The 25,787-nt window shown below is 33.5% G+C and carries 25 protein-coding genes and 1 riboswitch; of the genes, 18 read left to right on the top strand and 7 right to left on the bottom strand.

Annotation, left to right across the window (positions count from 1 at the left end; all coding sequences use genetic code 11):
• Nucleotides 1-113: 113 nt before the first annotated feature.
• Nucleotides 114-971, bottom strand: a complete 858-nt coding sequence (folD, locus tag KA845_RS12130) for a bifunctional methylenetetrahydrofolate dehydrogenase/methenyltetrahydrofolate cyclohydrolase FolD (protein ID WP_002510869.1) — start codon at nucleotides 969-971, stop codon at nucleotides 114-116.
• Between the two features lie 205 nt (nucleotides 972-1,176).
• Here folD and purE point away from each other — a divergent pair, with 205 nt between their 5' ends.
• The 11 genes from purE to purD are packed head-to-tail and all read left to right on the top strand — an operon-like array spanning nucleotide 1,177 to nucleotide 12,397.
• Nucleotides 1,177-1,659 (top strand): 5-(carboxyamino)imidazole ribonucleotide mutase, encoded by a 483-nt coding sequence (purE, locus tag KA845_RS12135; protein WP_031266566.1) that lies wholly within the window; start codon nucleotides 1,177-1,179, stop codon nucleotides 1,657-1,659.
• Nucleotides 1,646-2,773 carry a 5-(carboxyamino)imidazole ribonucleotide synthase gene (purK, locus tag KA845_RS12140; RefSeq protein WP_002510867.1) on the top strand — a complete coding sequence of 376 codons (1,128 nt, stop codon included), beginning with the start codon at nucleotides 1,646-1,648 and terminating at the stop codon, nucleotides 2,771-2,773. The genes purE and purK overlap by 14 nt, the downstream gene beginning before the upstream one ends.
• Complete coding sequence (gene purC, locus KA845_RS12145) at nucleotides 2,773-3,474, top strand: phosphoribosylaminoimidazolesuccinocarboxamide synthase (RefSeq protein ID WP_002510866.1); 702 nt, start codon at nucleotides 2,773-2,775, stop codon at nucleotides 3,472-3,474. Before purK ends, purC begins: the two co-directional genes overlap by 1 nt.
• A 1-nt stretch (nucleotide 3,475) precedes the next feature.
• The gene (purS, locus tag KA845_RS12150) at nucleotides 3,476-3,736 is read left to right on the top strand and encodes a phosphoribosylformylglycinamidine synthase subunit PurS (RefSeq protein WP_002510865.1); all 261 of its coding nucleotides are present in this window, start codon (nucleotides 3,476-3,478) and stop codon (nucleotides 3,734-3,736) included.
• Nucleotides 3,736-4,407: a phosphoribosylformylglycinamidine synthase subunit PurQ gene (gene purQ, locus KA845_RS12155; RefSeq protein WP_021459050.1), complete on the top strand. Its 672-nt coding sequence runs from the start codon at nucleotides 3,736-3,738 to the stop codon at nucleotides 4,405-4,407. The genes purS and purQ overlap by 1 nt, the downstream gene beginning before the upstream one ends.
• Nucleotides 4,400-6,589 carry a phosphoribosylformylglycinamidine synthase subunit PurL gene (gene purL / locus KA845_RS12160; protein ID WP_002510863.1) on the top strand — a complete coding sequence of 730 codons (2,190 nt, stop codon included), beginning with the start codon at nucleotides 4,400-4,402 and terminating at the stop codon, nucleotides 6,587-6,589. Before purQ ends, purL begins: the two co-directional genes overlap by 8 nt.
• The gene (purF, locus tag KA845_RS12165) at nucleotides 6,568-8,055 is read left to right on the top strand and encodes an amidophosphoribosyltransferase (RefSeq protein WP_002510862.1); all 1,488 of its coding nucleotides are present in this window, start codon (nucleotides 6,568-6,570) and stop codon (nucleotides 8,053-8,055) included. Before purL ends, purF begins: the two co-directional genes overlap by 22 nt.
• On the top strand, nucleotides 8,048-9,082 hold the full coding sequence (gene purM, locus KA845_RS12170) for a phosphoribosylformylglycinamidine cyclo-ligase (protein ID WP_021459049.1): 1,035 nt from the start codon (nucleotides 8,048-8,050) through the stop codon (nucleotides 9,080-9,082). The genes purF and purM overlap by 8 nt, the downstream gene beginning before the upstream one ends.
• Nucleotides 9,079-9,645 carry a phosphoribosylglycinamide formyltransferase gene (purN, locus tag KA845_RS12175; protein WP_002510860.1) on the top strand — a complete coding sequence of 189 codons (567 nt, stop codon included), beginning with the start codon at nucleotides 9,079-9,081 and terminating at the stop codon, nucleotides 9,643-9,645. Before purM ends, purN begins: the two co-directional genes overlap by 4 nt.
• A gap of 14 nt (nucleotides 9,646-9,659) precedes the next feature.
• Nucleotides 9,660-11,138 (top strand): bifunctional phosphoribosylaminoimidazolecarboxamide formyltransferase/IMP cyclohydrolase, encoded by a 1,479-nt coding sequence (gene purH / locus KA845_RS12180; protein ID WP_002510859.1) that lies wholly within the window; start codon nucleotides 9,660-9,662, stop codon nucleotides 11,136-11,138.
• Between the two features lie 20 nt (nucleotides 11,139-11,158).
• A complete protein-coding gene (purD, locus tag KA845_RS12185) occupies nucleotides 11,159-12,397 on the top strand; it encodes a phosphoribosylamine--glycine ligase (protein WP_021459048.1) in 1,239 nt (412 codons plus the stop codon).
• A 173-nt stretch (nucleotides 12,398-12,570) separates the two neighbouring features.
• Here the strand turns inward: purD and KA845_RS12190 are convergent, their stop codons facing one another.
• The 4 genes from KA845_RS12190 to graF form a co-directional block, all read right to left on the bottom strand.
• On the bottom strand, nucleotides 12,571-13,377 hold the full coding sequence (locus tag KA845_RS12190) for an energy-coupling factor transporter transmembrane component T family protein (RefSeq protein WP_002510857.1): 807 nt from the start codon (nucleotides 13,375-13,377) through the stop codon (nucleotides 12,571-12,573).
• Nucleotides 13,370-14,776 (bottom strand): ABC transporter ATP-binding protein, encoded by a 1,407-nt coding sequence (locus tag KA845_RS12195; protein ID WP_002510856.1) that lies wholly within the window; start codon nucleotides 14,774-14,776, stop codon nucleotides 13,370-13,372. Before KA845_RS12195 ends, KA845_RS12190 begins: the two co-directional genes overlap by 8 nt.
• Before the next feature lie 12 nt (nucleotides 14,777-14,788).
• The gene (locus KA845_RS12200; protein WP_002510855.1) at nucleotides 14,789-15,364 is read right to left on the bottom strand and encodes an ECF transporter S component; all 576 of its coding nucleotides are present in this window, start codon (nucleotides 15,362-15,364) and stop codon (nucleotides 14,789-14,791) included.
• An 85-nt stretch (nucleotides 15,365-15,449) separates the two neighbouring features.
• Nucleotides 15,450-15,552, bottom strand: a riboswitch (TPP riboswitch).
• A gap of 103 nt (nucleotides 15,553-15,655) precedes the next feature.
• Entirely contained in the window at nucleotides 15,656-15,790 is a 135-nt protein-coding gene (graF, locus tag KA845_RS12205; protein WP_021459046.1) for a glycopeptide resistance-associated protein GraF, read from the bottom strand.
• 272 nt (nucleotides 15,791-16,062) lie between these two features.
• On the opposite strand from graF, the gene auxA reads away from it, so the two are divergent.
• Entirely contained in the window at nucleotides 16,063-17,364 is a 1,302-nt protein-coding gene (gene auxA / locus KA845_RS12210; protein WP_002510854.1) for a lipoteichoic acid stability factor AuxA, read from the top strand.
• 290 nt (nucleotides 17,365-17,654) lie between these two features.
• Here the strand turns inward: auxA and KA845_RS12215 are convergent, their stop codons facing one another.
• The gene (locus KA845_RS12215) at nucleotides 17,655-18,593 is read right to left on the bottom strand and encodes a bile acid:sodium symporter family protein (protein WP_021459045.1); all 939 of its coding nucleotides are present in this window, start codon (nucleotides 18,591-18,593) and stop codon (nucleotides 17,655-17,657) included.
• A 321-nt stretch (nucleotides 18,594-18,914) separates the two neighbouring features.
• On the opposite strand from KA845_RS12215, the gene KA845_RS12220 reads away from it, so the two are divergent.
• From KA845_RS12220 to ptsP, 4 genes are all read left to right on the top strand, one after another.
• A complete protein-coding gene (locus tag KA845_RS12220) occupies nucleotides 18,915-20,084 on the top strand; it encodes a class I SAM-dependent rRNA methyltransferase (protein WP_002510850.1) in 1,170 nt (389 codons plus the stop codon).
• 60 nt (nucleotides 20,085-20,144) lie between these two features.
• The gene (locus tag KA845_RS12225; protein WP_002510849.1) at nucleotides 20,145-20,687 is read left to right on the top strand and encodes a hypothetical protein; all 543 of its coding nucleotides are present in this window, start codon (nucleotides 20,145-20,147) and stop codon (nucleotides 20,685-20,687) included.
• Between the two features lie 176 nt (nucleotides 20,688-20,863).
• Entirely contained in the window at nucleotides 20,864-21,130 is a 267-nt protein-coding gene (locus KA845_RS12230) for a phosphocarrier protein HPr (RefSeq protein WP_002510848.1), read from the top strand.
• A gap of 1 nt (nucleotide 21,131) precedes the next feature.
• Complete coding sequence (gene ptsP, locus KA845_RS12235) at nucleotides 21,132-22,847, top strand: phosphoenolpyruvate--protein phosphotransferase (protein WP_002510847.1); 1,716 nt, start codon at nucleotides 21,132-21,134, stop codon at nucleotides 22,845-22,847.
• Between the two features lie 49 nt (nucleotides 22,848-22,896).
• On the opposite strand, the gene KA845_RS12240 is transcribed toward ptsP, so the two are convergent.
• Nucleotides 22,897-23,133 (bottom strand): glutaredoxin family protein, encoded by a 237-nt coding sequence (locus tag KA845_RS12240; protein ID WP_002510846.1) that lies wholly within the window; start codon nucleotides 23,131-23,133, stop codon nucleotides 22,897-22,899.
• A 199-nt stretch (nucleotides 23,134-23,332) separates the two neighbouring features.
• Here KA845_RS12240 and KA845_RS12245 point away from each other — a divergent pair, with 199 nt between their 5' ends.
• Together KA845_RS12245 and KA845_RS12250 are read left to right on the top strand one after the other, a co-directional pair.
• Entirely contained in the window at nucleotides 23,333-24,685 is a 1,353-nt protein-coding gene (locus KA845_RS12245) for a cytochrome ubiquinol oxidase subunit I (protein WP_002510845.1), read from the top strand.
• Nucleotides 24,685-25,701: a cytochrome d ubiquinol oxidase subunit II gene (locus KA845_RS12250; RefSeq protein WP_103388152.1), complete on the top strand. Its 1,017-nt coding sequence runs from the start codon at nucleotides 24,685-24,687 to the stop codon at nucleotides 25,699-25,701. Before KA845_RS12245 ends, KA845_RS12250 begins: the two co-directional genes overlap by 1 nt.
• Nucleotides 25,702-25,787: the final 86 nt, after the last annotated feature.

The following is a 25,787-nucleotide window of genomic DNA, read 5'->3' on the forward strand; positions in this document are numbered from 1 at the left end:
CATTCTAAGGGTTCAGCGCCACTATAACCTAAGGCTTGTTTACGTACATACGAGTACATTGTGCTCGTACATTTTTATATTGTTCGTATATTTAATAACTTAAATATTAATAATTATTCGATGCCTCTACGCATTTTTTCTGCTAATAACGTATTATTTAACACCATAGTAATTGTCATTGGGCCTACACCACCAGGTACAGGCGTAATAGCACCAGCGATTTGTTTTACTTCTTCATAATCTACATCGCCTTTAAGCTTACCATTTTCATCTGGTGTATTACCTACATCAATAACTACAGCACCTGGCTTAACATCATCTTTAGATACGATGCCAGGACGACCAACTGCACTTACGATGATATCAGCATTTTTTAAATGTTGCTGCATATCTTTTGTTCTTGAATGCAAAATTGTCACTGAGGCATTTTTTTGTAATAGTAATTTAGATACAGGTTGACCAACGATATGACTACGGCCAATGACTACTGCATCTTTACCTTCTATATCAATATCAGCGTGATTTAATAATTCCATTATACCTAATGGCGTACATGGCACGAATGTTTGTTCATCTATATAAAGTTTACCGATATTTTCTGGGTGGAAACCGTCCACATCTTTAGCTGGATTAATGGCTTCTAAAATCTTTTGTTCACTTACTTGATCTGGTAAAGGTACTTGTACAAGAATACCACTGACACTGTCATCTTCATTTAATCGTGTTAACTCTTTTAACACATCTTCTTCAGATGTAGACTCGTCTAAATGTACAATTTCAGAAATCATACCAATTTTTTCAGCAGCTTTCTTTTTAGAGTTAACGTAACTTTGACTTGCACCATCGTTACCTACAAGTATAACTGACAGTTTTGGTGTATAACCTTTAGTTTGTAACGCTTCGACTTGATCTTTTAGACCTTGTCTATAATCTTTAGCAATTTGTTTTCCATCTAAAATTTTTGCGACCATGAAAATTTCCTCCTCTAAATTCTGAACCTCACCTTAACATTAAAACATATTAACGCTATAAAATTAAGTAAAATACGTAAATTAAATGATTTTTTGAAGTTAAAGTTCGATTTTTGATTGAAAAAGCATGATTTTGTTGTTATGCTATATCTGTAATATACATCTTAAAGTAGTAACATTTCAAATTATTGAAAGGGTGTTCAATTTGAAAGTGGCAGTAATTATGGGAAGTTCATCTGATTGGAATATCATGCAAGAAAGCTGTGCTATGTTAGAACAATTTGAAATACCATATGATAAGAAAGTAGTTTCCGCACATCGTACGCCTAAATTGATGTATGATTTTGCAACTGAAGCACGTACGAATGAGTATGATGTAATTATTGCTGGCGCAGGTGGCGCTGCACATTTACCTGGTATGGTAGCTTCTATGACGACATTACCAGTAATAGGTGTCCCAATCGAATCTAAAAGTTTAAAAGGACTAGATTCATTATTATCTATTGTGCAAATGCCAGGAGGTATTCCTGTAGCAACGACTGCAATAGGTAAAGCTGGAGCTAAAAATGCAGGTATTTTAGCAGCACGTATTTTAAGTATAAACAATAAAATAGTCCAAAAAAATTTGGAAAATTATGAAAAATCTCTTGTTGAGAAAGTGAGTGAAATGCAACGTGAACTTCAGTAACTTAAGTTTTGGTGCAACGATAGGCATCATTGGTGGCGGTCAGTTAGGCAAAATGATGGCACAATCTGCTCAACAAATGGGTTATAAAGTTATAGTGTTAGACCCTGATACAGAGTGCCCATGTCAGTATGTAGCTCATCAATTGATTAATGCGAATTATGATGATGAAGATGCATTGAATCGATTAGGTCAATTATCCGATGTCATTACTTACGAATTTGAAAATATTTCTGCACCACAATTAAAAGAATTAGTCGCAAAATACAACATTCCACAAGGGTATCAAGCTATCGAATTATTACAAGATCGTTTGTCTGAAAAACAAACTTTAAAAGAATGTGGAACACAAATTGTTCCGTTTTTATCTGTAACTTCATCTGATGAATTAATTGAAGCAAGTGAAGTGCTGGGGTATCCATTTATCGTAAAAACACGATTTGGAGGATACGACGGTAAAGGTCAAATCTTAGTGAAAGATGCGTCTTATTTAGCTGAAGTTGAACAACTTATTACACATCAAGAATGTGTCGCAGAACAATTTTTAAATCTTGAAAAAGAGGTCTCATTAACTGTAACTATTGGAAATGATAATCAAATAACGTATTTTCCATTGCAAGAAAATGAACATAGAGACCAAATCTTATTTAAAACAGTTGTACCAGCTCGCAGTGATAAAGAACAAGAGGCACGTAAGGAAGTACAAAAAATAATTAAACAAATTCATTTTGTCGGTACTTTTACAGTGGAATTCTTCATTGATAAACAAAATCACTTGTTTGTTAATGAAATAGCTCCACGACCACATAATTCAGGTCATTATTCAATTGAAGCTTGTAATTATTCACAATTTGATACGCACATTCTTGCAATTACTGGTCAAAAGTTACCTGATGACATTGAATTATTGCAACCAGCAGTAATGATGAATTTATTAGGTAAGGATTTAGATTTATTAGAAACTGAGTTTGCACATCAACCTGCATGGCATGTGCATATTTACGGTAAAACTGAGCGTAAAGCAGCACGCAAAATGGGCCATATTACAGTGTTAACAACGGACCTTGCAGCGACAGAACAACAAATGTTGAACCATTTTGAAGGGAGTAACAACTAATGACATTGCTATACGAAGGTAAAGCTAAAAAAATACATGCTACTGATACAGAAGGTATTTTACGTGTGGAATATAAAGATGAGGTTACAGCAGGGAATGGTGCAAAAAAAGATTATATCGAAGGTAAAGGACGATTAAATAATCTTATCACCTCTAAACTATTTAATTCTCTTAAACAACAAGGGTTAGAAAGCCATTTTATTGAACAAATTTCAGAGACAGAACAATTGGTACAATCTGTAGATATTATTCCATTAGAGGTTGTTGTACGCAATATTGCAGCAGGTTCAATAACTAAGCGACTAGGTTTCGATAAAGGGCATTCTTTTGAGCAACCGTTAGTTGAGTTTTTCTATAAGAATGATAAGTTAAATGACCCATTAATTACGGACGACCATGTCAAGTTGTTGCATATCGCTAATGATGATGAAATTAGCACTTTAAAAGCAGCAGCACTGAAAATTAATGAAGCATTAGTATCTATTATGGACCAAGTAGATTTACGACTTGTAGATTTTAAAATTGAATTTGGTAAAACGACAAAAGGTGACATTATTTTAGCTGATGAAATTTCTCCTGATACATGTCGTATCTGGGATAAACATAGTGATGTGAACTTCGATAAAGATGTTTATCGCGAAGATAGAGGATCAATAATAGACACTTATCAAACTTTCTTAAATAAATTGGAGGCTTTATAAAATGAAAACAATTGAATTACATGTAACTTTACAACCACAAGTATTAGACACTCAAGGACAAGCTTTAAATCGTGCTGTACATGATTTAGGCTACACGCAAGTCAACGATATTCGTGTAGGAAAATTATTATATATGACAGTAGAAGAAGCTACTGACGAAGCAGTTCACAATGTGGTAACAACATTAAGTGAAAAGTTATTTGCTAATACAGTTATTGAAGAATACAGTTATAAAGTTGTCGATGAAGGAGAGAAAGCATAATGAAATTTGCAGTGCTAAAATTTCCTGGATCAAATTGTGATAGAGACATGTATAATGCTGCTATTAAAATGGGAGCAAACGCAGAATATGTAGATTATCGAAATGAGTCACTTGCAGGTTTTGATGGCGTATTAATTCCAGGAGGATTCTCTTTTGGTGACTATTTACGTTCGGGAGCAATGGCTAGTGTGGCACCTATTATTAATGAAGTGAAACGTTTTGCAGATGAAGGAAAACCAGTGCTAGGTGTCTGTAATGGATTTCAAATTTTAACAGAAATTGGTTTGTTACCTGGGGCGTTATTGTACAACGATTCACATTTATTCGTTAGCCGAAATGAACAATTAAAAGTAGTGAATAATAACACACCATTTACTAAATTATATGCACAAGATGAACACGTTGTATACCCTGTAGCACACGGCGAAGGGCACTATTATTGTACTGAAGAAACATATGACGACTTAGTTGTTAATAATCAAATTATTTTAACTTATGTCGATAATCCCAATGGCTCTTTTAATGATATTGCAGGGATTGTAAATAAAAAAGGAAATGTATGTGGCATGATGCCGCACCCAGAACGTGCACTTGAATCAATTTTAGGTACTGACAGTGGCGTGAAATTATTTGAAGCGATGGTAAATAGTTGGAGGGAACAAAATGTCTAAGTTTATTGAACCAAGTGTAGAAGAAATCAAGTTAGAGCAACTATATAAAGACATGGGATTAAGTGATTCTGAATATGAACATGTTTGTGAAATCTTAGGTAGAGAACCAAATTTCACAGAAGTTGGTATTTTTTCTGTAATGTGGAGTGAGCATTGTTCTTATAAGCACTCTAAACCGTTTTTAAAACAATTTCCAACAACAGGTGAGCACGTTTTAATGGGACCTGGTGAAGGTGCTGGTGTGGTTGATATTGGTGATAATCAAGCGGTTGTTTTTAAAGTAGAGTCACACAATCATCCTTCTGCTGTAGAGCCATATCAAGGTGCAGCGACAGGTGTAGGTGGCATAATTAGAGATATTGTGTCTATAGGTGCACGCCCAATTAATTTATTAAATAGTTTACGTTTTGGAGAATTGACTGAAAAACAAAACCGTCGACTATTACGCGGTGTCGTAGCTGGTATTGGAGGCTATGGTAACTGTATTGGTATACCTACAACAGCAGGTGAAATTGAATTTGATAATCGTTATGACGGCAATCCATTAGTTAATGCGATGTGTGTAGGTATTATCGATCATGATATGGTTCAAAAAGGAACTGCTAAAGGTATCGGAAATTCAGTTATTTATGTTGGTTTAAAGACTGGGAGAGATGGTATTCATGGAGCGACTTTTGCATCTGAAGAATTGAGTGAAGATAGTGAAAGTAAAAGACCATCAGTGCAAATTGGTGATCCGTTTGTCGGCAAAAAACTAATGGAAGCAACGTTAGAGGCTATCACATTTGATGAATTAGTTGGTATCCAAGATATGGGTGCGGCTGGTTTAACATCATCTTCTTCTGAAATGGCAGCAAAAGGTGGCAATGGCTTACACTTACGTTTAGAACAAGTACCAACAAGAGAACAAGGAATTTCACCATATGAAATGATGTTGTCAGAAACACAAGAGCGTATGTTATTAGTCGTTGAAAAAGGTACAGAACAAAAATTCTTAGATTTATTCGACAAACATGAATTAGATAGTGCAGTTATTGGTGAAGTGACTGACACAGATCGTTTTGTATTAACTTATGAAGATGAAGTGTATGCTGATATTCCGGTAGAACCACTTGCTGATGAAGCACCAGTATATATTTTAGAAGGTGAACATAAAGACTATAATACGAGCACGAATGACTACAGTGATATAGATGTAGATGAAGTATTTAATAAATTAATTGCACACCCAACAATTGCATCAAAACACTATTTATATGAACAGTACGATCAACAAGTTGGTGCTAATACAATTGTGAAACCAGGATTACAAGCTTCAGTTGTACGTGTTGAAGGTACTTCTAAAGCGATTGCTTCTACTATTGATGGAGAAGCACGTTACGTATTTAATCAGCCTTATGAAGGTGGCAAAATGGTTGTAGCTGAAGCATATCGTAATTTAATTGCTGTAGGTGCAACGCCATTAGCAATGACGGATTGTTTAAATTATGGTTCGCCTGAGAAAAAAGAAATCTACCAACAATTAATTGATTCAACTAAAGGTATGGCAGAAGCGTGTGAAATTTTGCAAACTCCGGTTGTTTCAGGAAATGTGTCACTATATAACGAAACAAAAGGGACTTCCATTTTCCCAACTCCTGTAGTAGGAATGGTGGGATTAATTGAAGATATTGACTATCTAAATGACTTTACACCTAAAGCAGGACAAGCAATATATGTTGTTGGTGATACAGGTAATGACTTTGGTGGAAGTCAGATCGAGAAATTAATTTATAATGAGGTAAATCATGAATCTGAAGCCATTGATTTATCTGAAGAGGTAGCTAAAGGCGAAGAGATAAAACAATTCATAAGAACAGGCCAGGCAGCTCATGTACAAACAGTTGGTAAAGGTGGCTTAGCTATAACGTTAGCTAAAATCAGTGCGCATTATAATTTAGGTATTGCTGCTCAAATAGCATTAACAGAGAGTCAATTATTTAGCGAAACACAAGGTCGTTATATTGTTGTTGCTAAAGAAGGTGCAGAAATCAACCTAACTAATGCAGTAAAAATAGGTCATTTAACAGAAGATGAAACATTTGAAGTGGCTACCGATAAGGTTACAATTCAACGCAAAGTGTCTGAGCTCAAGGCACAATGGGAAGGAGCAATCTCTCAATGTATGACATCCACGGATTAAATGAAGAATGCGGACTTTTTGGCATTTGGAACCATACTGAATCAGCGCATTTAACATATATGGGATTACAAAGCTTACAACACCGAGGACAAGAAGGTGCAGGTATCGTTTGTTCAAATGGACAAAACTTAATTGGTGAACGTGGATTAGGATTACTCACTGAAGCTTTATCGCAACAAGAATTAGCGACATTTCAAGGATATCAGCATGCTATTGGTCATGTACGTTATGCGACTTCTGGTAATAAAGGTATCGAAAACATTCAACCATTTTTATATCATTTTTATGATATGAGCGTTGGTGTTTGTCATAACGGTAATTTAATTAATGCTCAAAGTTTAAGAAAAGAATTGGAACAACAAGGCGCAATTTTCCACTCATCGTCTGATACTGAGGTTATTATGCATTTAATTAGACGAAGTAAACAACCTACTTTTGAAAGTGCATTAACTGAAAGTCTGCGTACGATTAAAGGTGGTTTCACATTTGCTTTACTTACAAAGGATGCATTATATGGTGCGGTAGATCCAAATGCAATTCGACCATTGGTTGTTGGAAAATTACAAACTGGTGAATATGTCATTGCAAGTGAAACATGTGCTATTGATGTTTTAGGTGGAGAATTTGTTCGTGATATTCATGCTGGTGAGTATGTAGTGATTAATGATGATGGTATTAGAGTCGAATCTTATACTACAGAAACAACAACAGCAATTTCAGCTATGGAATATATTTATTTTGCACGCCCAGATTCAACAATTGCAGGAAAAAACGTTCATGCTGTACGTAAAATGTCAGGTAAACGTTTAGCTGAAGAAAGTCCAGTAGAGGACGCTGATATGGTAATAGGAGTACCTAATTCCTCATTGTCGGCGGCTACTGGTTATGCTGAAGCTATGAATTTACCATATGAAATGGGATTAATTAAAAATCAATATGTTGCACGTACGTTTATTCAACCGACACAAGAGTTACGTGAACAAGGTGTACGCGTGAAATTATCGGCAGTAAAAGATATTGTTCACGGTAAAAATATAGTTATGGTTGATGATTCAATAGTAAGAGGTACGACATCTAAACGAATTGTACGTTTATTAAAAGATGCAGGGGCAAAATCTGTCCATGTCAGAATAGCTTCTCCAGAATTTATGTTCCCAAGTTTTTATGGTATTGATGTGTCGACAACTGCTGAATTAATTTCCGCTAATAAATCGCCAGAAGAAATTAAAGACTATATTGAAGCAGAATCATTAGCTTATTTATCGGTTGACGGCCTTATAGAATCAATCGGTATCGATGAGGATGTACCATATCATGGCTTATGTGTTGAAAGTTTTACTGGTGATTATCCAGCTGGATTATATGATTACGAAGAACGTTATTTTGCAAGTTTGAGTGAACGACAAAAGGCATTTTTAGCACAAAATACACAATACTTTGATAAGGCGGGGAATCAATATGTCTAATGCATATCAACAAGCTGGAGTAGATATCCATGCAGGTTACGAAGCGGTAGAGCGTATTTCTAGTCATGTGAAAAGAACGATGAGAAAAGAAGTACTAGGTGGATTAGGTGGGTTTGGAGCCACTTTTGATTTATCTCAACTTAATATGAAAGCCCCGTTGCTTGTATCTGGAACTGATGGTGTAGGTACAAAACTTAAATTAGCCATAGATTATAATAAGCACGACACGATCGGTATTGACGCAGTAGCGATGTGTGTGAATGATATTTTGACGACAGGTGCAGAACCGTTATATTTTTTAGATTATATTGCAACTAATAAAGTCGTTCCTGAAGTCATCGAACAAATTGTAAAAGGTGTAAGTGATGGTTGCGAAGAAACACATACCGCACTAATTGGTGGAGAAACTGCTGAAATGGGTGAAATGTATCATGAAGGAGAATATGATTTAGCCGGTTTTGCAGTTGGAGCTGTTGAAAAAGATGATTATATAGATGGATCAAACGTCCAATCCGGACAAGTTATTATAGGTTTAGCATCAAGTGGCATTCATTCCAATGGTTATAGTTTAGTCCGTCAATTGATAGCTAAAGCTAATGTTCAAATGACGGATAAGTTTACAGCTGATGAATCATATTTAGAAACATTATTAAAACCAACACGATTATACGTAAACCCAGTATTAGAGGTAATTAAAAAGTATCCAGTACATGCGATGACACATATAACAGGCGGTGGTTTTTATGAAAATATTCCGCGTGCACTTCCAGAAGGTGTTACTGCCAATATTGATGTGACAACATTCCCTACGCCTAAGATTTTTGACTGGTTACAAGAGCAAGGTGAGATTAGTACTGAAGAAATGTATAACATTTTTAATATGGGTATTGGCTTTACACTTGTAGTAGATGCAGCAAATAGTAAAGCGGTAATTGAGCACATTAAACGACATAATATTGAAGCATTCGAAATTGGTACGATTACATCAGGTGATGAACCAATTCAATTAACGGGGGTTAAAGCGTGACTAAAGTAGCAATATTTGCGTCAGGTTCTGGAAGTAATTTTGAGAATATTATGAGCAAAATTCATCAAGGTCAATTAGAACATATCGAAGTAACAGCGCTATATACGGATCAAGTTAGTGCATATTGTATTGAACGTGCGAGAGATTTTAACTTGGATGTGCATATTAATGAACTCAAAAATTTTGACTCTAAAGCTGATTATGAACGTAAAATTTTAGAATGGTTAACTGCTGAAAAAGTTGAATGGATTATTCTAGCAGGTTATATGAAATTAATTGGTACTGAAATGTTAAATGCATATAATGGAAGAATTTTAAATATCCATCCTTCATTGTTGCCAAAATATAAAGGTAAGGATGCAGTAGGACAAGCACTTGCCAGTGAGGATGATATTACTGGAACAACAGTACATTATGTTGATAGTGGTATGGATACTGGGGAAATTATAGAGCAACGTCAGTGTCCAATTTATCCTACTGATTCAAAAGAAGAATTAGAAGAGCGCATCAAAAAATTAGAACATGAGCTTTATCCAAAAGTCATTGCAGATATTATTCAATAAGAGGTGTAGATAACATGAAAAAAGCAGTATTAAGTGTTTCTAACAAAAGAGGCATTGTAGAATTCGCACAATCATTAACAGAATTAGATTATGAATTATATTCAACTGGCGGTACTATGAAAGCTATCCAAGAAGCGGGTGTAGCTGTAAAATCTATTTCTGAATTAACACAATTCGATGAAATTATGGATGGTCGAGTGAAAACATTACATCCAGCGGTACACGGTGGTATTTTAGCTGATCGTGATAAACCAGAACATTTAACACAGTTAAAAGAACAAGATATCGATTTAATTGATATGGTAGTAGTCAATCTGTATCCTTTTAAAGAAACTGTGGCTAACCCTGATGTGACTGAAGCAGATGCAATTGAAAATATTGATATAGGTGGACCAACAATGTTGCGAGCAGCTGCCAAAAACTTTAAACATGTAACGACTATTGTACATCCTTCTGATTATAATGAAGTTATTGAACGTTTAAAAAATGACAATTTGGATGCCGCATATCGCAAGTCCTTAATGGTTAAAGTTTTTGAACATACAAATGAGTATGATGCAGCTATTGTAGAATTCTTTAATCAAAGTAAAGAAACGCTACGATATGGTGAAAACCCTCAACAGTCTGCACATTTTGTACGTACATCGAATGCTAAGCAAACACTTGGAGGCGCTAAACAATTACACGGGAAGCAATTAAGTTATAACAATATAAAAGATGCAGATGCAGCACTTGCATTAGTTAAAGAATTTCAGCAACCTACAGCAGTAGCTGTTAAACATATGAATCCATGTGGTGTGGGTATTGGTAATACAATTGACGAAGCATTTCAACATGCTTTTGAAGCAGATAGTCAATCCATTTTTGGTGGCATTGTCGCTTTAAATCATACTGTGGGCGAATCATTAGCAACAAAATTACATGAAATTTTCTTGGAAGTTGTAATTGCGCCTAAATTTACAGATGAAGCATTATCGATTTTAAGTCAAAAAAAGAATATCCGTTTATTAGAAATTGATATGACGTTAGATAAAAATGAACAAGAAGTCGTATCTGTATCTGGTGGTTATTTAGTTCAAGACAAAGACAATGTGGCAATTAAGCGTGAAGATATAGCAGTAGTAACTAATGAGACACCTACGGAAGCACAGTGGGAAGCAATGTTATTAGGCTGGAAAGTTGTTGCATCTGTTAAAAGTAATGCAGTAATTTTAAGTAATGCGAAACAAACTGTCGGTATCGGTGCTGGACAGATGAATCGTGTGGGCTCGGCTCAAATTGCTATTGAGCGCGCAATCGAAATTAATGATGATGTCGTTATGGTTTCAGATGGCTTTTTCCCAATGGATGATACAGTAGAACTCGCTGCACAACATGGTATTAAGGCAATAATTCAACCTGGTGGTTCGATTAAAGACCAAGCCTCAATCGATATGGCTAATAAACATGGTATTGCTATGGTGACAACAGGCGTGCGTCACTTTAAACATTAATATACAGGGGGACACCACAAATGAATGTACTTGTTATTGGTACAGGAGGTAGGGAGCATGCAATTGCTCATAAATTGAAGCAATCTGATTTAGTAAAACATATCTTTGCTATTCCAGGCAATGATGCAATGACAAATATAGCTGAGGTGCATACTGAAATTGCTGAAACAGCGCATAATGAAATTGTGGCATTTGCTAAAGCGCACGACATCGAGTGGACTATTATTGGACCTGAACAACCATTGACTGAAGGTCTTGCTGATCAATTACGTCAAGAAAATATTAAAGTGTTTGGCCCAAGTAAAGCAGCAGCACAAATTGAAGGTTCGAAACTTTTTGCTAAACAAATAATGGAAAGACACAATATTCCTACGGCAACTTATAAGGAAATCGACACTAAAACACAAGCGCTAGAATATATTAAGCAGTGTGACTATCCTATAGTGTTGAAAAAAGATGGTTTAGCAGCAGGAAAAGGGGTCATTATTGCTGAAAACATAGAGCAGGCTCAAAGTGGAGTAGAAACGCTTTATCCCGAAGAGCAGGGCTTAGTAGTTTTTGAAACGTTTTTAGAAGGTGAAGAATTTTCATTGATGACTTTTGTTAATGGCGATTATGCTGTACCTTTTGACTGTATTGCTCAAGATCATAAGCGAGCTTTTGATAATGACCAGGGACCGAATACTGGAGGTATGGGTGCGTATTGTCCTGTACCACATATTGGTGCTGACATTTTGCAACAAACGAATGAAACAATTGCACAACCAATAGCTAAAGCTTTGCATGATGAAGGTTATCCTTTCTTTGGCGTATTATATATTGGTGCTATTATTACGGCAGATGGTCCAAAAGTGATTGAATTTAATGCTCGTTTTGGTGATCCGGAAGCGCAAGTATTATTGGCGAGAATGGACAGCGATTTAATGCAACATATTGTTGAGTTAGAGCAAAAGGCGCCGATTGAATTTAAATGGAAAGACAATGCTGTAGTTGGTGTGATGCTTGCTTCTAAAGGCTACCCAGGTAGCTATGAAAAAGGCCAATTAGTATCTGGATTTGATTTAGATGGCACATACTTTGTGAGTGGATTGAAGCTGCAGCAGGAACAGTATGTTACAAGTGGTGGTCGTGTTATCTTGGCATTAGGCGAAGGCGTGTCTATAGATAAAGCGAAAGAACAAGCGTATCAAGCAGTAAAACGAATTAACAGTGATGCTTTGTTTTATCGTCAAGATATAAGTAATAAAGCACTGAGATAATACGTTTAGTAGTTTTTTAATTTTAGTCATTAAATGTGGTAAAGGTATAGAGCTCATTATAATAAGGACCCATTCATTTTAGATGAATGGGTCCTTTTGGTTTTAGATATTAGTAAAATTAAATGCTGCTGTTACTTGCTAATTTAAACTGGTATCAATGTTCGAATGGTCGGTTAATAAATATTAGAAATTCTCACATCATGAATACCAGTAATAGGGAAAAAGTGAGCACCTAGCATAGCTAATACTATACATAGTATTACAACTACAAAAGTTAAAATATCTTTATATGAAAAGGTCGTATGATAATAATACGTTCTTGGACCACTTCGAAATCCTTTCTTTTCCATAGCTACAGATAATTGATGTGCTTTTCTAATATTTTGACTGAGTAATGGTATCAATAAATGTTTAATTCTATTAATACCTCGGTAGTTTTTAGCTGGTATCATTTGATAACGCATTTTTAGTGAACGTTGCAATTGAATTAATGAGCTTATCATTAATGGAACCATTCGAAATGCCGCCATAAAGGCATATGCAACTTTAGGTTTTACTTTCAAATGTTGCATTAAACTATAAAATATCATCACAATTTGTGAAGTAAAAGCTATCAATATACCAAATAGTGAAACTGTTAATGTTCTAAGCATCAAATGTAAACCACGAATTAAACTTTCGCTACTTATTTGAATAAAACCGAATTTGAATAATACATGAGTGCCATCACCATAAAAAATCATGAATAGGGCAGATATCAGGCTGAAGAACAGAGTAAACATAACAAATATTAAGGTGATATATAGACGTACACCATTACATATTAGTAGGAATATAAGCATGAATATTGCCAAATATAACATCAAATCAAATTGATGCACAAAAATGACACAGAAAAATAGTAATACGGCAATGATTAATTTAGTAATGATATTCACATCATCCATAAAAGTATGGCGGACTTTCCATAATTCAAACATGGGTTTCACCTGACAATTCTATAAGTTGTTGTTGCTCTATATGTAATCGTCTTGTAGCATAACGATTAATAATTTCAGCATCATGAGTCACCATGATAACAGTTTGACCTTCAGTGACACGTTGTTGAAATAATGAGATGAGATTAAATGTATTGTGACTATCTAAACCAAATGTCGGCTCATCTAACAATATAATATCAGCTTCAGCACTCAAGGCTGTAGCAACACTTAAGCGACGTTTTTGACCCATCGATAATTCGTAAGGATGTTGTGTCATAACATGTTCCAGACTGAGCGTTTGCAATAATTCCTTTGTTTTACGTTTAGCATTTGCATTATCAGATTTATTGAACTGAAGCAGCACTTCATCGTATACCGAATTAGTAATAAATTGTAGTTCAGGATTTTGGTAGACTAAATAACTATATTGGGCCATGTTTTTGATTTTTTTAATACGTTTATCGTTAATATACATGTCGCCATGATATTTGATTAATTGCATAATGGACTCTAACAGAGAAGTTTTTCCGCTACCATTTGGCCCGGTAATAGTTATGAATTCACCAGGTTTAATTGACATTTTATCAATTGTTATTAATGTTTTAGCACCACGCTTAATTTCACCATTGATAAAAGTGAACAACTCTTGTTGTACAGTATCATTATTACTCAATATAGCTTTAGGGGCATGTGACCAAGCATTAGGATGCCAAACACCATATTCAGTCAATAAATCTTCATATTGTTGTAGCATCATCTGCGGTGGTGCATCTGCAATAATTTTGCCTTCATAATTGAAGAGTAAAACACGATCGATATGTTCCCATATATGAGCAACCTTATGTTCTACAATTAATACGGTTTTATCTTGCCATAAAGCTTTAATTTTAGTCCATAATTCCTGAGTTGCTGATTCATCTAACATTGCAGTAGGTTCATCCAGAAAGAGCGTTTGTGCATTTTGTAACAGTGTTTCAGCGATAGCTAATTTTTGTTTCATTCCACCACTGAGTTGACTTATAAACTGATGTGGATTGACATGCAAATCTACAGCTTTGAGCGCACTTGAAATTTTAGCATCCATTTCAGCTCTTGGGACTTGTTGGTTTTCTAAAATAAACGCCAGTTCTTCATGTACTTTTGGCATGCAAAATTGACTATCAGGATCTTGAAAAATGACACCGCTATGAGTATCAATTTCTAGCTGGTCGTATTTCATCGGTAATTCAATCAAATCAGGTACAATGCCACTTAATACATTTAAAAGCGTACTTTTTCCTGAACCAGAAGGTCCTAATAATAGTACTTTTTCACCTGTTTTAATATTGATATCTAGACCATCGAAAATTTTATGGTCAGTGTTTGGATATTTTAAACGTAAATTTTTAGCAGTTAACACGTATAGTACTCCTTATAAATTGTCATAATCTTTTTGTGAAGAAGGGCGAAATAATCTTGTAACACCTGTCTGGTCTAATGCTTTGACGATAATATATGACAATAATCCAGCTACTATGATACCGCTAATCAATCTAAAACCAATGTATAAAGCAAGATTCCAACTTGCGATTTCAGCTAAATAGCCATAAGCAAAATCTAAAGGTAATGTTACTATTGCAGCTAATAATCCTGCTAACATCGCAACCATAGCAGTACGTGATTTATATTTGAAAATTGCAAAGATAATTTCACAAGCTAATCCTTGTAGTAATGCATAAATCATTGTCGCAATATCAAAGCGACCCATGACGATTGTTTCACCTGCACCAGCAGCAAACTCAGCTAATAGTGCAATGCCTGCCTTTGGAATAATCAAATAAGCTACTATTGCTGCCATAAACCAAGCACCATAAGTTAACTCTTCGATGTGTAAACCTGAAACCTGTACAGCTTTGTAAACAAAGTTCCATATGTTGTAAATCAATGCGAATACAACTGCAATTAAGACAGTCACTAAAATTTCTGACAGTTTTAAACCTTTTGACATTTAATATTCCTCCAAAAAAACGCACAACCTCTCTAGAAGGTTGCGCGTGTAAGATTGGGCAGAACTATACTGTACTATCGTCAAAAAGTATAATTTAGCACTTTCCTACGCTAGCTTTCATCTAGATCAGGTTCAAAGGGTTTGAGGGTATACCTCATCTCAGTCACAAAACACCCCTAGTGCGAATATTAATATTTATTTTATACTTAATGTATGACTTTTACTACAGTATGTCAAGCACATTTTCTATATACAGTTAATATCACAATTTCAGTAACAATTAAAATGTTGTTAGTCAAAAATATCTTGTATGTTTTTCTTTGTTTCCTCAGAATTCTCTTGATTCTGCTCTTTTTGTTCTTTTAATTCATCTTCAACTTCTTTAGCTTTCTCTGCTGCTTTTTTATTTACGTCGTCTTTAGTCATAATACTACACTCCTTATAGTAAACTAATAGAAAAAGATGTTACACATAACTTTTACCTCGTAAAAAATATTTAAAACAATTTGATGTCATTGTTATTGCAAATTAATGTAAAAATAAGTTATTGTTAAATAATCCGAAAAATGAGTTTGAATTTTGTTGAACTGTGGAAATTTGTTTATGATACAGTTTTATATCATACTCGAGACTTATTTAATGAGTTTAATAAAGACAAGAACAAGATGTTCATATATAATGACTTTGAGGTGAATGGTATGTCGTTTCTAAAAAAACACGCCGAAATATTATATAGTTATGTTATCGGCATAGTTTCACTTTTTATGGGGATAATTATACTCATCAATTTACCATTAATAGAGAAATTAAATGGTAAAGGTAAAGTAGAATTACATATCCATAATGTGTGGGATTTTTTCAACGCTTTTTTTAGTGAAATTATAAGAGTAGTTAGTAATTATATAGGCAATTTCCCAATTATAAGTGCGATTGTAATTATCCTATTTGGCTTATTAGTAATTGGGTTAGGGTGGACGTTGTATCGTACAACTCAGTATGATTATGATATTTCGATTTTCTTTTTAGTAGTAGGAATATTATATTTTTTAATAACACTCGTTTTAATGACGCAAGTATATAGCTTTTTTGCAATTTTATTTATTTTCCCTTTTATAATTCATATTGGTTATATCGTATATAAAGATGAATTATATACACACAATAGAAAATATCATTATTTATGGATTATTTTTAGTTATGGGATAGTATATTTGCTAACGCAATTAGTGCTATATAGCAGAATTGAAAGTGATGAAATTTTAACAATTGATATATTAAGTATTAACGCATTCTTCTTAATTATGTGGTTGCTTGGACAAATGTCTATTTGGAATTTCTTATTCTTAAGAAGAGCTTTACCTTTAACTAAGCAAGAACTTGGTGAGGAAGAGCCTGAGCTTTCTAGAACAAGTAAAGATTCTATGTCTAACCAAACTAAAATTCATTGGAAAAATATTCAAGATCGTACGACAGAGTTCACACGCAAAACACGTCGTAGTGTAGATATGGAAAAAATACGTAATAAAAAAGATAAATTTGTGAAGAAATGGAAAGACATCATCGATATTCAAGAGGACGATGTACCAAATTGGATGAAAAAGCCTAAATGGCTAAAAACAGTTTATGTAGAATTGTTCTGCGGTGCATTCCTTTTATTCTTTACACTTATCGAATTTAATAATAGAAATAGTTTGTTTGTGTCAGGTGATTGGGAAATCTCACAAACACAATATGTAATAGAATGGATTACCTTGTTACTGTTAATGTTAATTATGATAGCGTATATTCTTACAACATTGACTAATTATTTAAGAAATAAATTCTATTATATTCAGTTATTTATGATTAGTATTTTATTCTTCAAGTTATTAACTGAATTCGCCAATATTATGGTGCATGGTTTACTATTATCTATTTTTATCACGCCATTATTATTCTTAATGTTGATTGCAGTAACAGTTGCATTCGTCATCAAATTGCGTGAACGTAAACAAGAATAAATAAAATAACTATACTTGAAAGATAGCTTCAAAACATAAACAAGCCATAGGCAACAGTTCGCCTAAGGCTTGTTTTATTTATCGTTATTGGATGATTTTATTAAATAACAGTGGTTTCCATTAGCCACATCGTCATTTTTAAATATTAATAACAGTAAAAATTAGCTTGGAATAGTACTAGCCGAAGACTACAGGCTGAGGCAATGCGTGCGTATAGCGTGCACAAAAACTGCTAACAATGTGTCTACTTTCATTGCCATATTGTCCTATAACATTGCTAAATCAACAAACTAAATATACTGTTTTTGATATTTATCTAAGACTTTTGCGAATAAAGAAGCTAAAACTTGTTGGAAAAGCATACAAAATACAACAGGCATGGCAACTTTTTTAGGGAAATACGTTACAGCAATTATTATGCCGATTGGTATGTTTCTCATGCCTCCAATCAGTACTAACGTTGTAGTGATTATAGTATTTTTGAAAAGTATGTGGCTTAGTATTAAGGCTAGAGCATATCCTATTGCTGCTAAGAAGAAAACCATTAATATAATGGCTAATAAATTCCAAGTGAAATTTGTAACATATGGAGTTACGGCGCTACTATTAATAATTACTATTGCGAAAAAGCTTAATTTTGAAAATGGTGCTAAAGTAACATTAAGTTTAGATGATTTGTTTTTTAAAAATTCATTTACTAATATTCCGAATATTGAGGGAATAACAATCATTAAAATTAAACCTTTTAGGATTGAAATAGTATCTATATTTATGGATTCTCCAACTAGTACATAAAGTAAGGTAGGTAAAATGATGGGTGCTAGTAGAGTGTCAATCAAGATGATTGAGAGACCTAATGGAAAATCTCCTTTGCATATATTAATCCAAATAATACTTGTAACGCCTGTAGGGATAGCTACAGATATTACAAAACCTATTGTAAGTAAATGATCGTTAAAAACTGTTTGAGTTAAAAAATATGCCCAAACAGGCATGAGGATATGTAAAAAAGCGATACTAAAAAGAATAATAAATGGGTGTTTGATAAACACTTTGATATCTTTAAATCTCATAGTTAGACTTCCAGCAAAAGTCATAAAAGCAAATAGCCAAGGAACTACAAAAAGTAACTGTTCTCCAATGAAATGAAAAAGAATGCCAATTACAACACAAAAAGGAGTCAGTATGGGCATCAGTTTTTGTAGTTTTTTATTAATTATATCTACCATAGTATATTTATCCCCCTTTGCTATACACTTATAGTATTAGGAAATTCATTTAGAAATAGCAATCATTTCAAATTCTCTCTTTTATCAATAGATTTATTTTAACATACAATATTAGCAGTAATTTGGGTAGACTCTTGCGGGAACAGCACTCGCCGCAAATTACATGGTGAGGCAGTGCCCGCGGAAAGCGAGCACAAAAACTGCTAATAAAAAGGGGGATTTGGCGATAGTTTTTAATTTTTTGCTATATCTACTTTAATTACCATGCTAAAATAGTAACTGCTAAATTAAATAATAATAGTAGGAAGGTTGGCATCACATATGAAAACTGCCACTTTAAATAAAGGCAAGGAAACTAAGTATAAAAATCAATATCCTTTAATTGATGAAGAAGATATATACAATCACGACCATTTGAAAGAAGGAGATTTGTTTTATTTAGTCACTGAACAAGGCACATACATTGCTACATGTTATGTAGGAAGACAGCATAAAGGACTTGGATGGGTATTATCTTATGACCAACAACAAAATATTGATATTGCATTTTTTGAAAAGCTATTTACACTCGCTAAAGAAGATAGAACTTACTTTTATAATTTAGAAGGTACGAATGCATTTAGATTATTTAATAGTGAAGGTGACGGTGTAGGTGGACTTACTATAGATAATTATAATGGCCATTTATTAATACAGTGGTACTCTAAAGGTATTTATAAATTTAAATATTTAATCTTACAAGCGATACAAAATGTATTTCAATACACATCAATTTTTGAAAAAATGAGATTTAAAGATACTGATTTCGAGGGTGGCTTTGTAACTGGAGAAGCGCCTGAATTTCCAATCGTTATAGAAGAAAACTTCGCATTTTATAATGTTAATTTAAATGATGGACTAATGACGGGTATCTTTTTAGATCAAAAAGAAGTACGTAAGAAATTACGTGATCAATTTGCGTCAAATAACAAGGTGTTGAATTTATTTAGTTATACTGGAGCATTTTCAGTTATATCAGCACCAATTGCCGAACAAACTACAAGTGTCGATTTAGCCAATCGTTCCCGTAGTTTAACTGAAGAGAACTTCGGCTTAAATAGCATTGATCCGAAATCACAATATATTTACGTAATGGATACATTTGATTTTTATAGTTATGCCGAACGTCATCAATTGTTATACGATACGATTGTTATCGATCCACCAAGCTTTGCACGTAATAAAAAGAAAACATTTTCTGTAATGAAAGATTATGACAAGTTAATTGATGGCGCTTTAAATATTCTAGCACCACAAGGTACATTACTATTATGTACCAATAATAGTGCATATTCATTAAAATCCTTTAAAAATACTGTTAAAAAGACATTAGAAGATGCTGATGTGGATTATGACATTGTAGAAGTTATGGGCTTACCTAAAGACTTTAAAACACATCCACATTACAAGCCATCTAAATATTTAAAAGCAATTTTTGTACAAGTTAAATAAAATCAGTGAAAATAGGGTAATTATGTTATTGAATGCAATATATTTGAGGAGTGAATTAAAGTGAGCATAAAAAACAAAATTACGAATAATTTAACTAATAAAGTCGGAAATAAAGTTTTAGATATTGAAGAAATTAAACAAAAAAGTAATATACCAACAACACAACAAGAAATAGCAGATAGACGTGATCGTGCTATGGCTTTAGTCAGAAAAAAATCATTATTATCTTCTGGAGCTAGTGTGGTACCAATTCCTGGATTAGGGTTTAGTGTAGATTTAAAACTCATGAAAGATATTATAGAAGATGTGAATAAGATTTATGGTTTAGATCATAAGCAAGTAAATTCGATGGGTGACGATATAAAAGAACGTATTTATACCACTGCAGCAATTCAAGGAAGTCAATTTGTTGGCAAAAAAGTGTCTAATGCGATATTAAAAGTAGTGATTAGAGATGTTGCTAAACGAACTGCAGCGAAACAAACAAAATGGTTTCCTATAGTTGGACAAGCTATTTCTGCTTCAATAAGTTATTATTTAATGAAGAAAATCGGTGACGATCATATTGAAAAATGTGAAAAGGTTGCCCAATCTTTAGTCTAAAAAATAAATAAAATTGCAGCGTTTTCACAAATTGGCTAAAATATCCCTAGATATTATCATATCTAGGGATTAACGAATTGAATTTATAAATATAATTTGGTAATGTAAACATATAAAACTTTGTTAGGTTTTATAATAAACTAACGATTCTAACTATACGAAGGAGATATCATATTATGGAACAAAATTCATATGTAATTATTGACGAAACGGGGATTCATGCACGCCCAGCAACAATGCTTGTTCAAACAGCATCAAAATTTGATTCAGATATTCAATTAGAATACAACGGTAAAAAAGTTAACTTGAAATCTATTATGGGTGTTATGAGCTTAGGTGTAGGTAAAGATGCAGAGATCACTATCTATGCTGACGGTAGCGATGAAACTGATGCAATTACAGCAATCACTGAAGTGTTATCAAAAGAAGGATTAACTAAATAATATGCCAAACTATATTAAAGGTATCGCTGCATCAGATGGTGTAGCTATTGCGAGAGCATACTTATTAGTTGAACCTGATTTATCATTTGATAACAATAAAGTGTCAGATGTAAATGCAGAAGTCGAAAAGTTTCAAAATGCTATCAATACATCCAAAATCGAATTAACTAAAATTAGAAATAATGCTGAGCAAAATCTTGGTGCTGATAAAGCAGCGATTTTTGATGCACATTTATTAGTATTAGATGATCCAGAGTTAATTCAACCAATAGAAGAAAAAATTAATAACGAACAAGTTAACGCACCAACAGCTTTAACTGAAGTAACGGATCAGTTCATTACTATCTTTGATTCGATGGATAATGAATACATGAAAGAGCGTGCAGCTGATATTCGTGACGTAAGAAAGCGTGTACTAGCTAATCTTTTAGGCGTAGAATTACCCAATCCTAGTATGATCGATGAAAGCGTTGTTATAATTGGTAATGATTTGACACCATCTGATACAGCGCAGTTAAACAAAGAATTTGTACAAGGATTTGTAACAAACATTGGGGGAAGAACGTCACATTCAGCAATTATGAGCCGTTCTTTAGAAATCCCTGCTGTTGTTGGTTCAAAAACAATAACAGACGAAGTAAACCAAGGTGATATGGTTATTGTAGACGGTTTAACTGGGGAAGTAATTGTTGATCCTACAAGTGATGAAGTGATCGCTTATGAAAATAAACGTGAACGTTTCTTTGAAGATAAAAAAGAATTACAAAAATTGCGTGATGAAGAAACGGTTACTGTAGATGGTGTCCATGCAGAATTAGCTGCAAATATTGGTACGCCAAATGATCTTTCTGGTGTAATAGAAAATGGTGCGGAAGGTATTGGTTTATACCGTACTGAATTTTTATACATGGGTAGAGATCAGTTACCTACAGAAGATGAACAATTTGAAGCGTATAAAGAAGTTATCCAATCAATGGATGGTAAACGTGTCGTAGTACGTACATTAGATATTGGTGGAGATAAAGAACTACCATATTTAGATTTACCTGATGAAATGAATCCATTCTTAGGCTATCGTGCTATCAGATTATGTTTAGATCAACCTGAAATTTTCAGACCACAATTGCGTGCTTTACTACGTGCATCTGTTTACGGTAAATTAAATATTATGTTCCCAATGGTTGCTACAATTCAAGAATTCCGTGATGCTAAAGCAATCTTATTAGAAGAGAAAGAGAATTTAACAAATGAAGGTGTAGATGTTTCAGATGATATTGAAATCGGTATCATGGTCGAAATTCCTTCAACAGCAGCTTTAGCAGATGTTTTTGCTAAAGAAGTTGATTTCTTCAGTATTGGAACAAATGATTTAATACAATATACTATGGCAGCAGACAGAATGTCTGAACGTGTGTCATACTTGTACCAACCTTACAATCCTGCTATTTTACGTTTAGTAAAACAAGTGATTGAAGCTTCTCATAAAGAGAATAAATGGACAGGTATGTGCGGTGAAATGGCTGGAGACGAAACTGCTATTCCAATTTTATTAGGTTTAGGCTTAGATGAATTTTCTATGAGTGCGTCTTCTGTATTAAAAGCACGTAGACAAATTAAAGGTTTAAGTAAAAATGAAATGAACGAATTAGCTGAACGTGCCATTGATTGTGCAACAACAGAAGAAGTTGAAGCATTAGTACGTGAATATTCGAAATAACAAAAAAGTTTATTAAGCGATTATCGCTTAATAAACTTTTTTTGTATTTTTAAGAATTTAGAGATAAAGTATTATTTATTTTATCCATGTCGATTTGATACATTGGTTCATTATCTAATAAAATAAAAGGAGTTGCGAACGCATCATAATCCATCATTTCATGTTTATATTGACTATTTTGATTGATATTTTTTTCGATATAACTAATGTTATGCTCGGATAAATAATTTTTAATAAACGTACATGGTGGACATTCATGTTGTGTATAAATTATAATTTCAGTCAAAGCTCTACATCCTTTCCACAAGTATTTAGTTCATAATATATAGATGATACTAGAAAAATTCAACTTTGTGAATGGTCTGTGACAAGTCATTAATTTGTCACTATTATTTTCATTCTAAAATATTTCATCTTTTTAGCACGCGCGATATAATAAATAGACGTTGTGATTTTACTCACAAATATAATTAAAAGGTGATGTTATGGATTCAGTAGAATTAGCTAGATTTCTGACTGGTATGACTCTAGCAGTACACATAATATTTGCAACTATTGGCGTAGGTATGCCACTTATGTTTGCAATAGCAGAATTTTTAGGAATTAAAAATAAGGATCCTCATTACATGACATTAGCTAAACGGTGGTCAAAAGGATATACAATTACCGTAGCAGTTGGTGTTGTGACAGGTACAATTATAGGATTACAATTATCATTGTTATGGCCTACATTTATGCAAATAGGTGGCCATGTTATTGCATTACCGCTCTTTTTAGAAACGTTCGCATTCTTTTTTGAAGCAATATTTCTTAGTATATATTTATACACTTGGAAAAGATTTAAAAATAGATGGCTACATTTTCTTTTAAGTATTCCTGTTATTATTGGTGGTTCATTCTCTGCGTTATTTATAACGTCAGTAAACTCATTTATGAATACACCGGCAGGATTTGATATGAAAGACGGGAAAATGGTCAATGTTGAACCATTAGCAGCTATGTTCAACCCGTCATTTTTAGTACGTTCTTTTCATGTTGTAGCTACAGCACTAATGACTATGGCGTTCATTTTAGCAGCTATAGCAGCTTACAAAATATTAAAAAATAAATTTAAAAAAGATACAACATATCATGTTAAAGCATTAAAATTAACTATGGTGTTAGGGTTAGTATTTACTTTAGGATCTATGTTAGCTGGTGATTTATCTGCTAAATTCTTACATCAAGAGCAACCTGAAAAATTAGCAGCTTATGAATGGCATTTTGATTCGGAATCCAATGCAGATTTAGTCTTATTTGGTACTCTGGATGAAGAGACTCAAGAAGTGTCAGGGGCTATTAAAGTGCCTGGTATTTTAAGCTTTTTAGCCGATAACAGTTTTGATACTGAAGTAAAAGGCTTAAATGATTTTTCAAAATCAGTGACACCGCCGTTAATTGTACATTACTTCTTTGATATTATGGTCTTTTTAGGCGTTTTCTGTTTTGTAGTTTCTGGTATTTACGTGACGATGTTGTGTATTAAAAAATTAAGAAAATATCTTCATGTTAAACCGATGCTTTTTGGTATTTTACTAACAGGACCTGGTGCAATGTTAGCGATTGAGTCAGGTTGGTTCTTAACAGAGATGGGCAGACAGCCATGGATTTTAAGAGGCTATCTAAAAGTTGAACAAGCGGCAACTCAAGCGGGTGGACTGACTTTAGTTACCATTTTATTCGCAATTTTATACTTTGTCTTATTGGTAACAACTTCATATGTACTAATCAGAATGTTTAAAGAGAAGCCCGCGTATCAAGAATTTGAAGCTATTGCTAATGAAAGAGGTGAGAAATAATGGTATTTGCACATATTGGAATAATCGTTTTATGGCTATTCTTATTTTGTTATATTATTATTGCCTCTATAGATTTTGGTGCAGGTTTCTTTGCTTTACACGCTAAGATTACTAAACAAGATAAAAAAATTAATCATTTGATTTCACGATATTTAAATCCGGTATGGGAAGTAACAAATGTCTTCTTTGTGTTTTTCTTCGTAGGCATTGTAGGGTTCTTCCCAGATTCTGCCAAATACTTTGGTACAGTTTTACTCATTCCTGCATCTATTGCGTTAATTTTAATGACTATACGCGGTAGTTTCTATGCGTTTGAAAACTATGGCCAAGACTCTAAATTGCAATGGCTAGCTTTATATGGATTAACTGGCTTGTTTATTCCAGCATCATTGGCAACTGCATTAACCATTTCAGAAGGTGGTTTTGTGATTCAGAAAGGAAATCAGATTGATTTAGATTGGGTAGAGTTATTATTAAGTCCATTTTCATGGTCAGTAGTATTTTTAGCTGTTATCTCAGTGTTATATATTTCATCTGGTTTCTTAACGTTTTATGCACATAAAGCAAAAGATAGCAAAGCTTATCAGTTATTAAGGTATTGGTTTTTATTCTGGGGTCCACCAATGCTCGCTATATCACTCTTCGTCTTTTTATCATTAAGAGTGCAAAATGAAGGGCATTTTGTAACAGCAGTTACTGATTATTGGTGGATGTTCTTACTAAGTTTAATTTGTTTTACTGTCGCTATGCTGTTTACGTTACAAAAAAAATGGCATGGTTGGGCATTCATATTAGTCATTTTCCAAATGGGATTCGCTTTCTTTGGATACGGTATTAGTAAATTACCTTATTTATTATACCCAATGGTCAAACTTGATCATGCAGTTGTAAATGATAATATGGCAATAGCATTAACCATTTCATTTATTTTAGGTTTACTTTTACTCATACCATCGTTAATATTATTATTGAAATTGTTTGTTTTTGATAAGGAATATGTAGAAGGTAAAAAATAAACAATAAAATTGTTTCATAGACTAAAAAAGATTGAGCAATTAACTTAGCGTGATTGCTCAACTTTTTATACTTTGTTGTTAATGGA

It is taken from the genome of Staphylococcus sp. GDX8P114P-2 (assembly GCF_017892945.1).
Lineage (GTDB): Bacteria > Bacillota > Bacilli > Staphylococcales > Staphylococcaceae > Staphylococcus > Staphylococcus arlettae.

Bases quoted from the DNA above. Each gene is read 5' to 3' on its own strand.
- folD (WP_002510869.1), bottom strand. From the start codon at position 971: ATGGTCGCAAAAATTTTAGATGGAAAACAAATTGCTAAAGATTATAGA.
- purC (WP_002510866.1), top strand. From the start codon at position 2,773: ATGACATTGCTATACGAAGGTAAAGCTAAAAAAATACATGCTACTGAT.
- purS (WP_002510865.1), top strand. From the start codon at position 3,476: ATGAAAACAATTGAATTACATGTAACTTTACAACCACAAGTATTAGAC.
- purQ (WP_021459050.1), top strand. From the start codon at position 3,736: ATGAAATTTGCAGTGCTAAAATTTCCTGGATCAAATTGTGATAGAGAC.
- purL (WP_002510863.1), top strand. From the start codon at position 4,400: ATGTCTAAGTTTATTGAACCAAGTGTAGAAGAAATCAAGTTAGAGCAA.
- purF (WP_002510862.1), top strand. From the start codon at position 6,568: ATGTATGACATCCACGGATTAAATGAAGAATGCGGACTTTTTGGCATT.
- purM (WP_021459049.1), top strand. From the start codon at position 8,048: ATGTCTAATGCATATCAACAAGCTGGAGTAGATATCCATGCAGGTTAC.
- purH (WP_002510859.1), top strand. From the start codon at position 9,660: ATGAAAAAAGCAGTATTAAGTGTTTCTAACAAAAGAGGCATTGTAGAA.
- purD (WP_021459048.1), top strand. From the start codon at position 11,159: ATGAATGTACTTGTTATTGGTACAGGAGGTAGGGAGCATGCAATTGCT.
- KA845_RS12190 (WP_002510857.1), bottom strand. From the start codon at position 13,377: ATGTTTGAATTATGGAAAGTCCGCCATACTTTTATGGATGATGTGAAT.
- KA845_RS12200 (WP_002510855.1), bottom strand. From the start codon at position 15,364: ATGTCAAAAGGTTTAAAACTGTCAGAAATTTTAGTGACTGTCTTAATT.
- graF (WP_021459046.1), bottom strand. From the start codon at position 15,790: ATGACTAAAGACGACGTAAATAAAAAAGCAGCAGAGAAAGCTAAAGAA.
- auxA (WP_002510854.1), top strand. From the start codon at position 16,063: ATGTCGTTTCTAAAAAAACACGCCGAAATATTATATAGTTATGTTATC.
- KA845_RS12215 (WP_021459045.1), bottom strand. From the start codon at position 18,593: ATGGTAGATATAATTAATAAAAAACTACAAAAACTGATGCCCATACTG.
- KA845_RS12220 (WP_002510850.1), top strand. From the start codon at position 18,915: ATGAAAACTGCCACTTTAAATAAAGGCAAGGAAACTAAGTATAAAAAT.
- KA845_RS12230 (WP_002510848.1), top strand. From the start codon at position 20,864: ATGGAACAAAATTCATATGTAATTATTGACGAAACGGGGATTCATGCA.
- ptsP (WP_002510847.1), top strand. From the start codon at position 21,132: ATGCCAAACTATATTAAAGGTATCGCTGCATCAGATGGTGTAGCTATT.
- KA845_RS12245 (WP_002510845.1), top strand. From the start codon at position 23,333: ATGGATTCAGTAGAATTAGCTAGATTTCTGACTGGTATGACTCTAGCA.
- KA845_RS12250 (WP_103388152.1), top strand. From the start codon at position 24,685: ATGGTATTTGCACATATTGGAATAATCGTTTTATGGCTATTCTTATTT.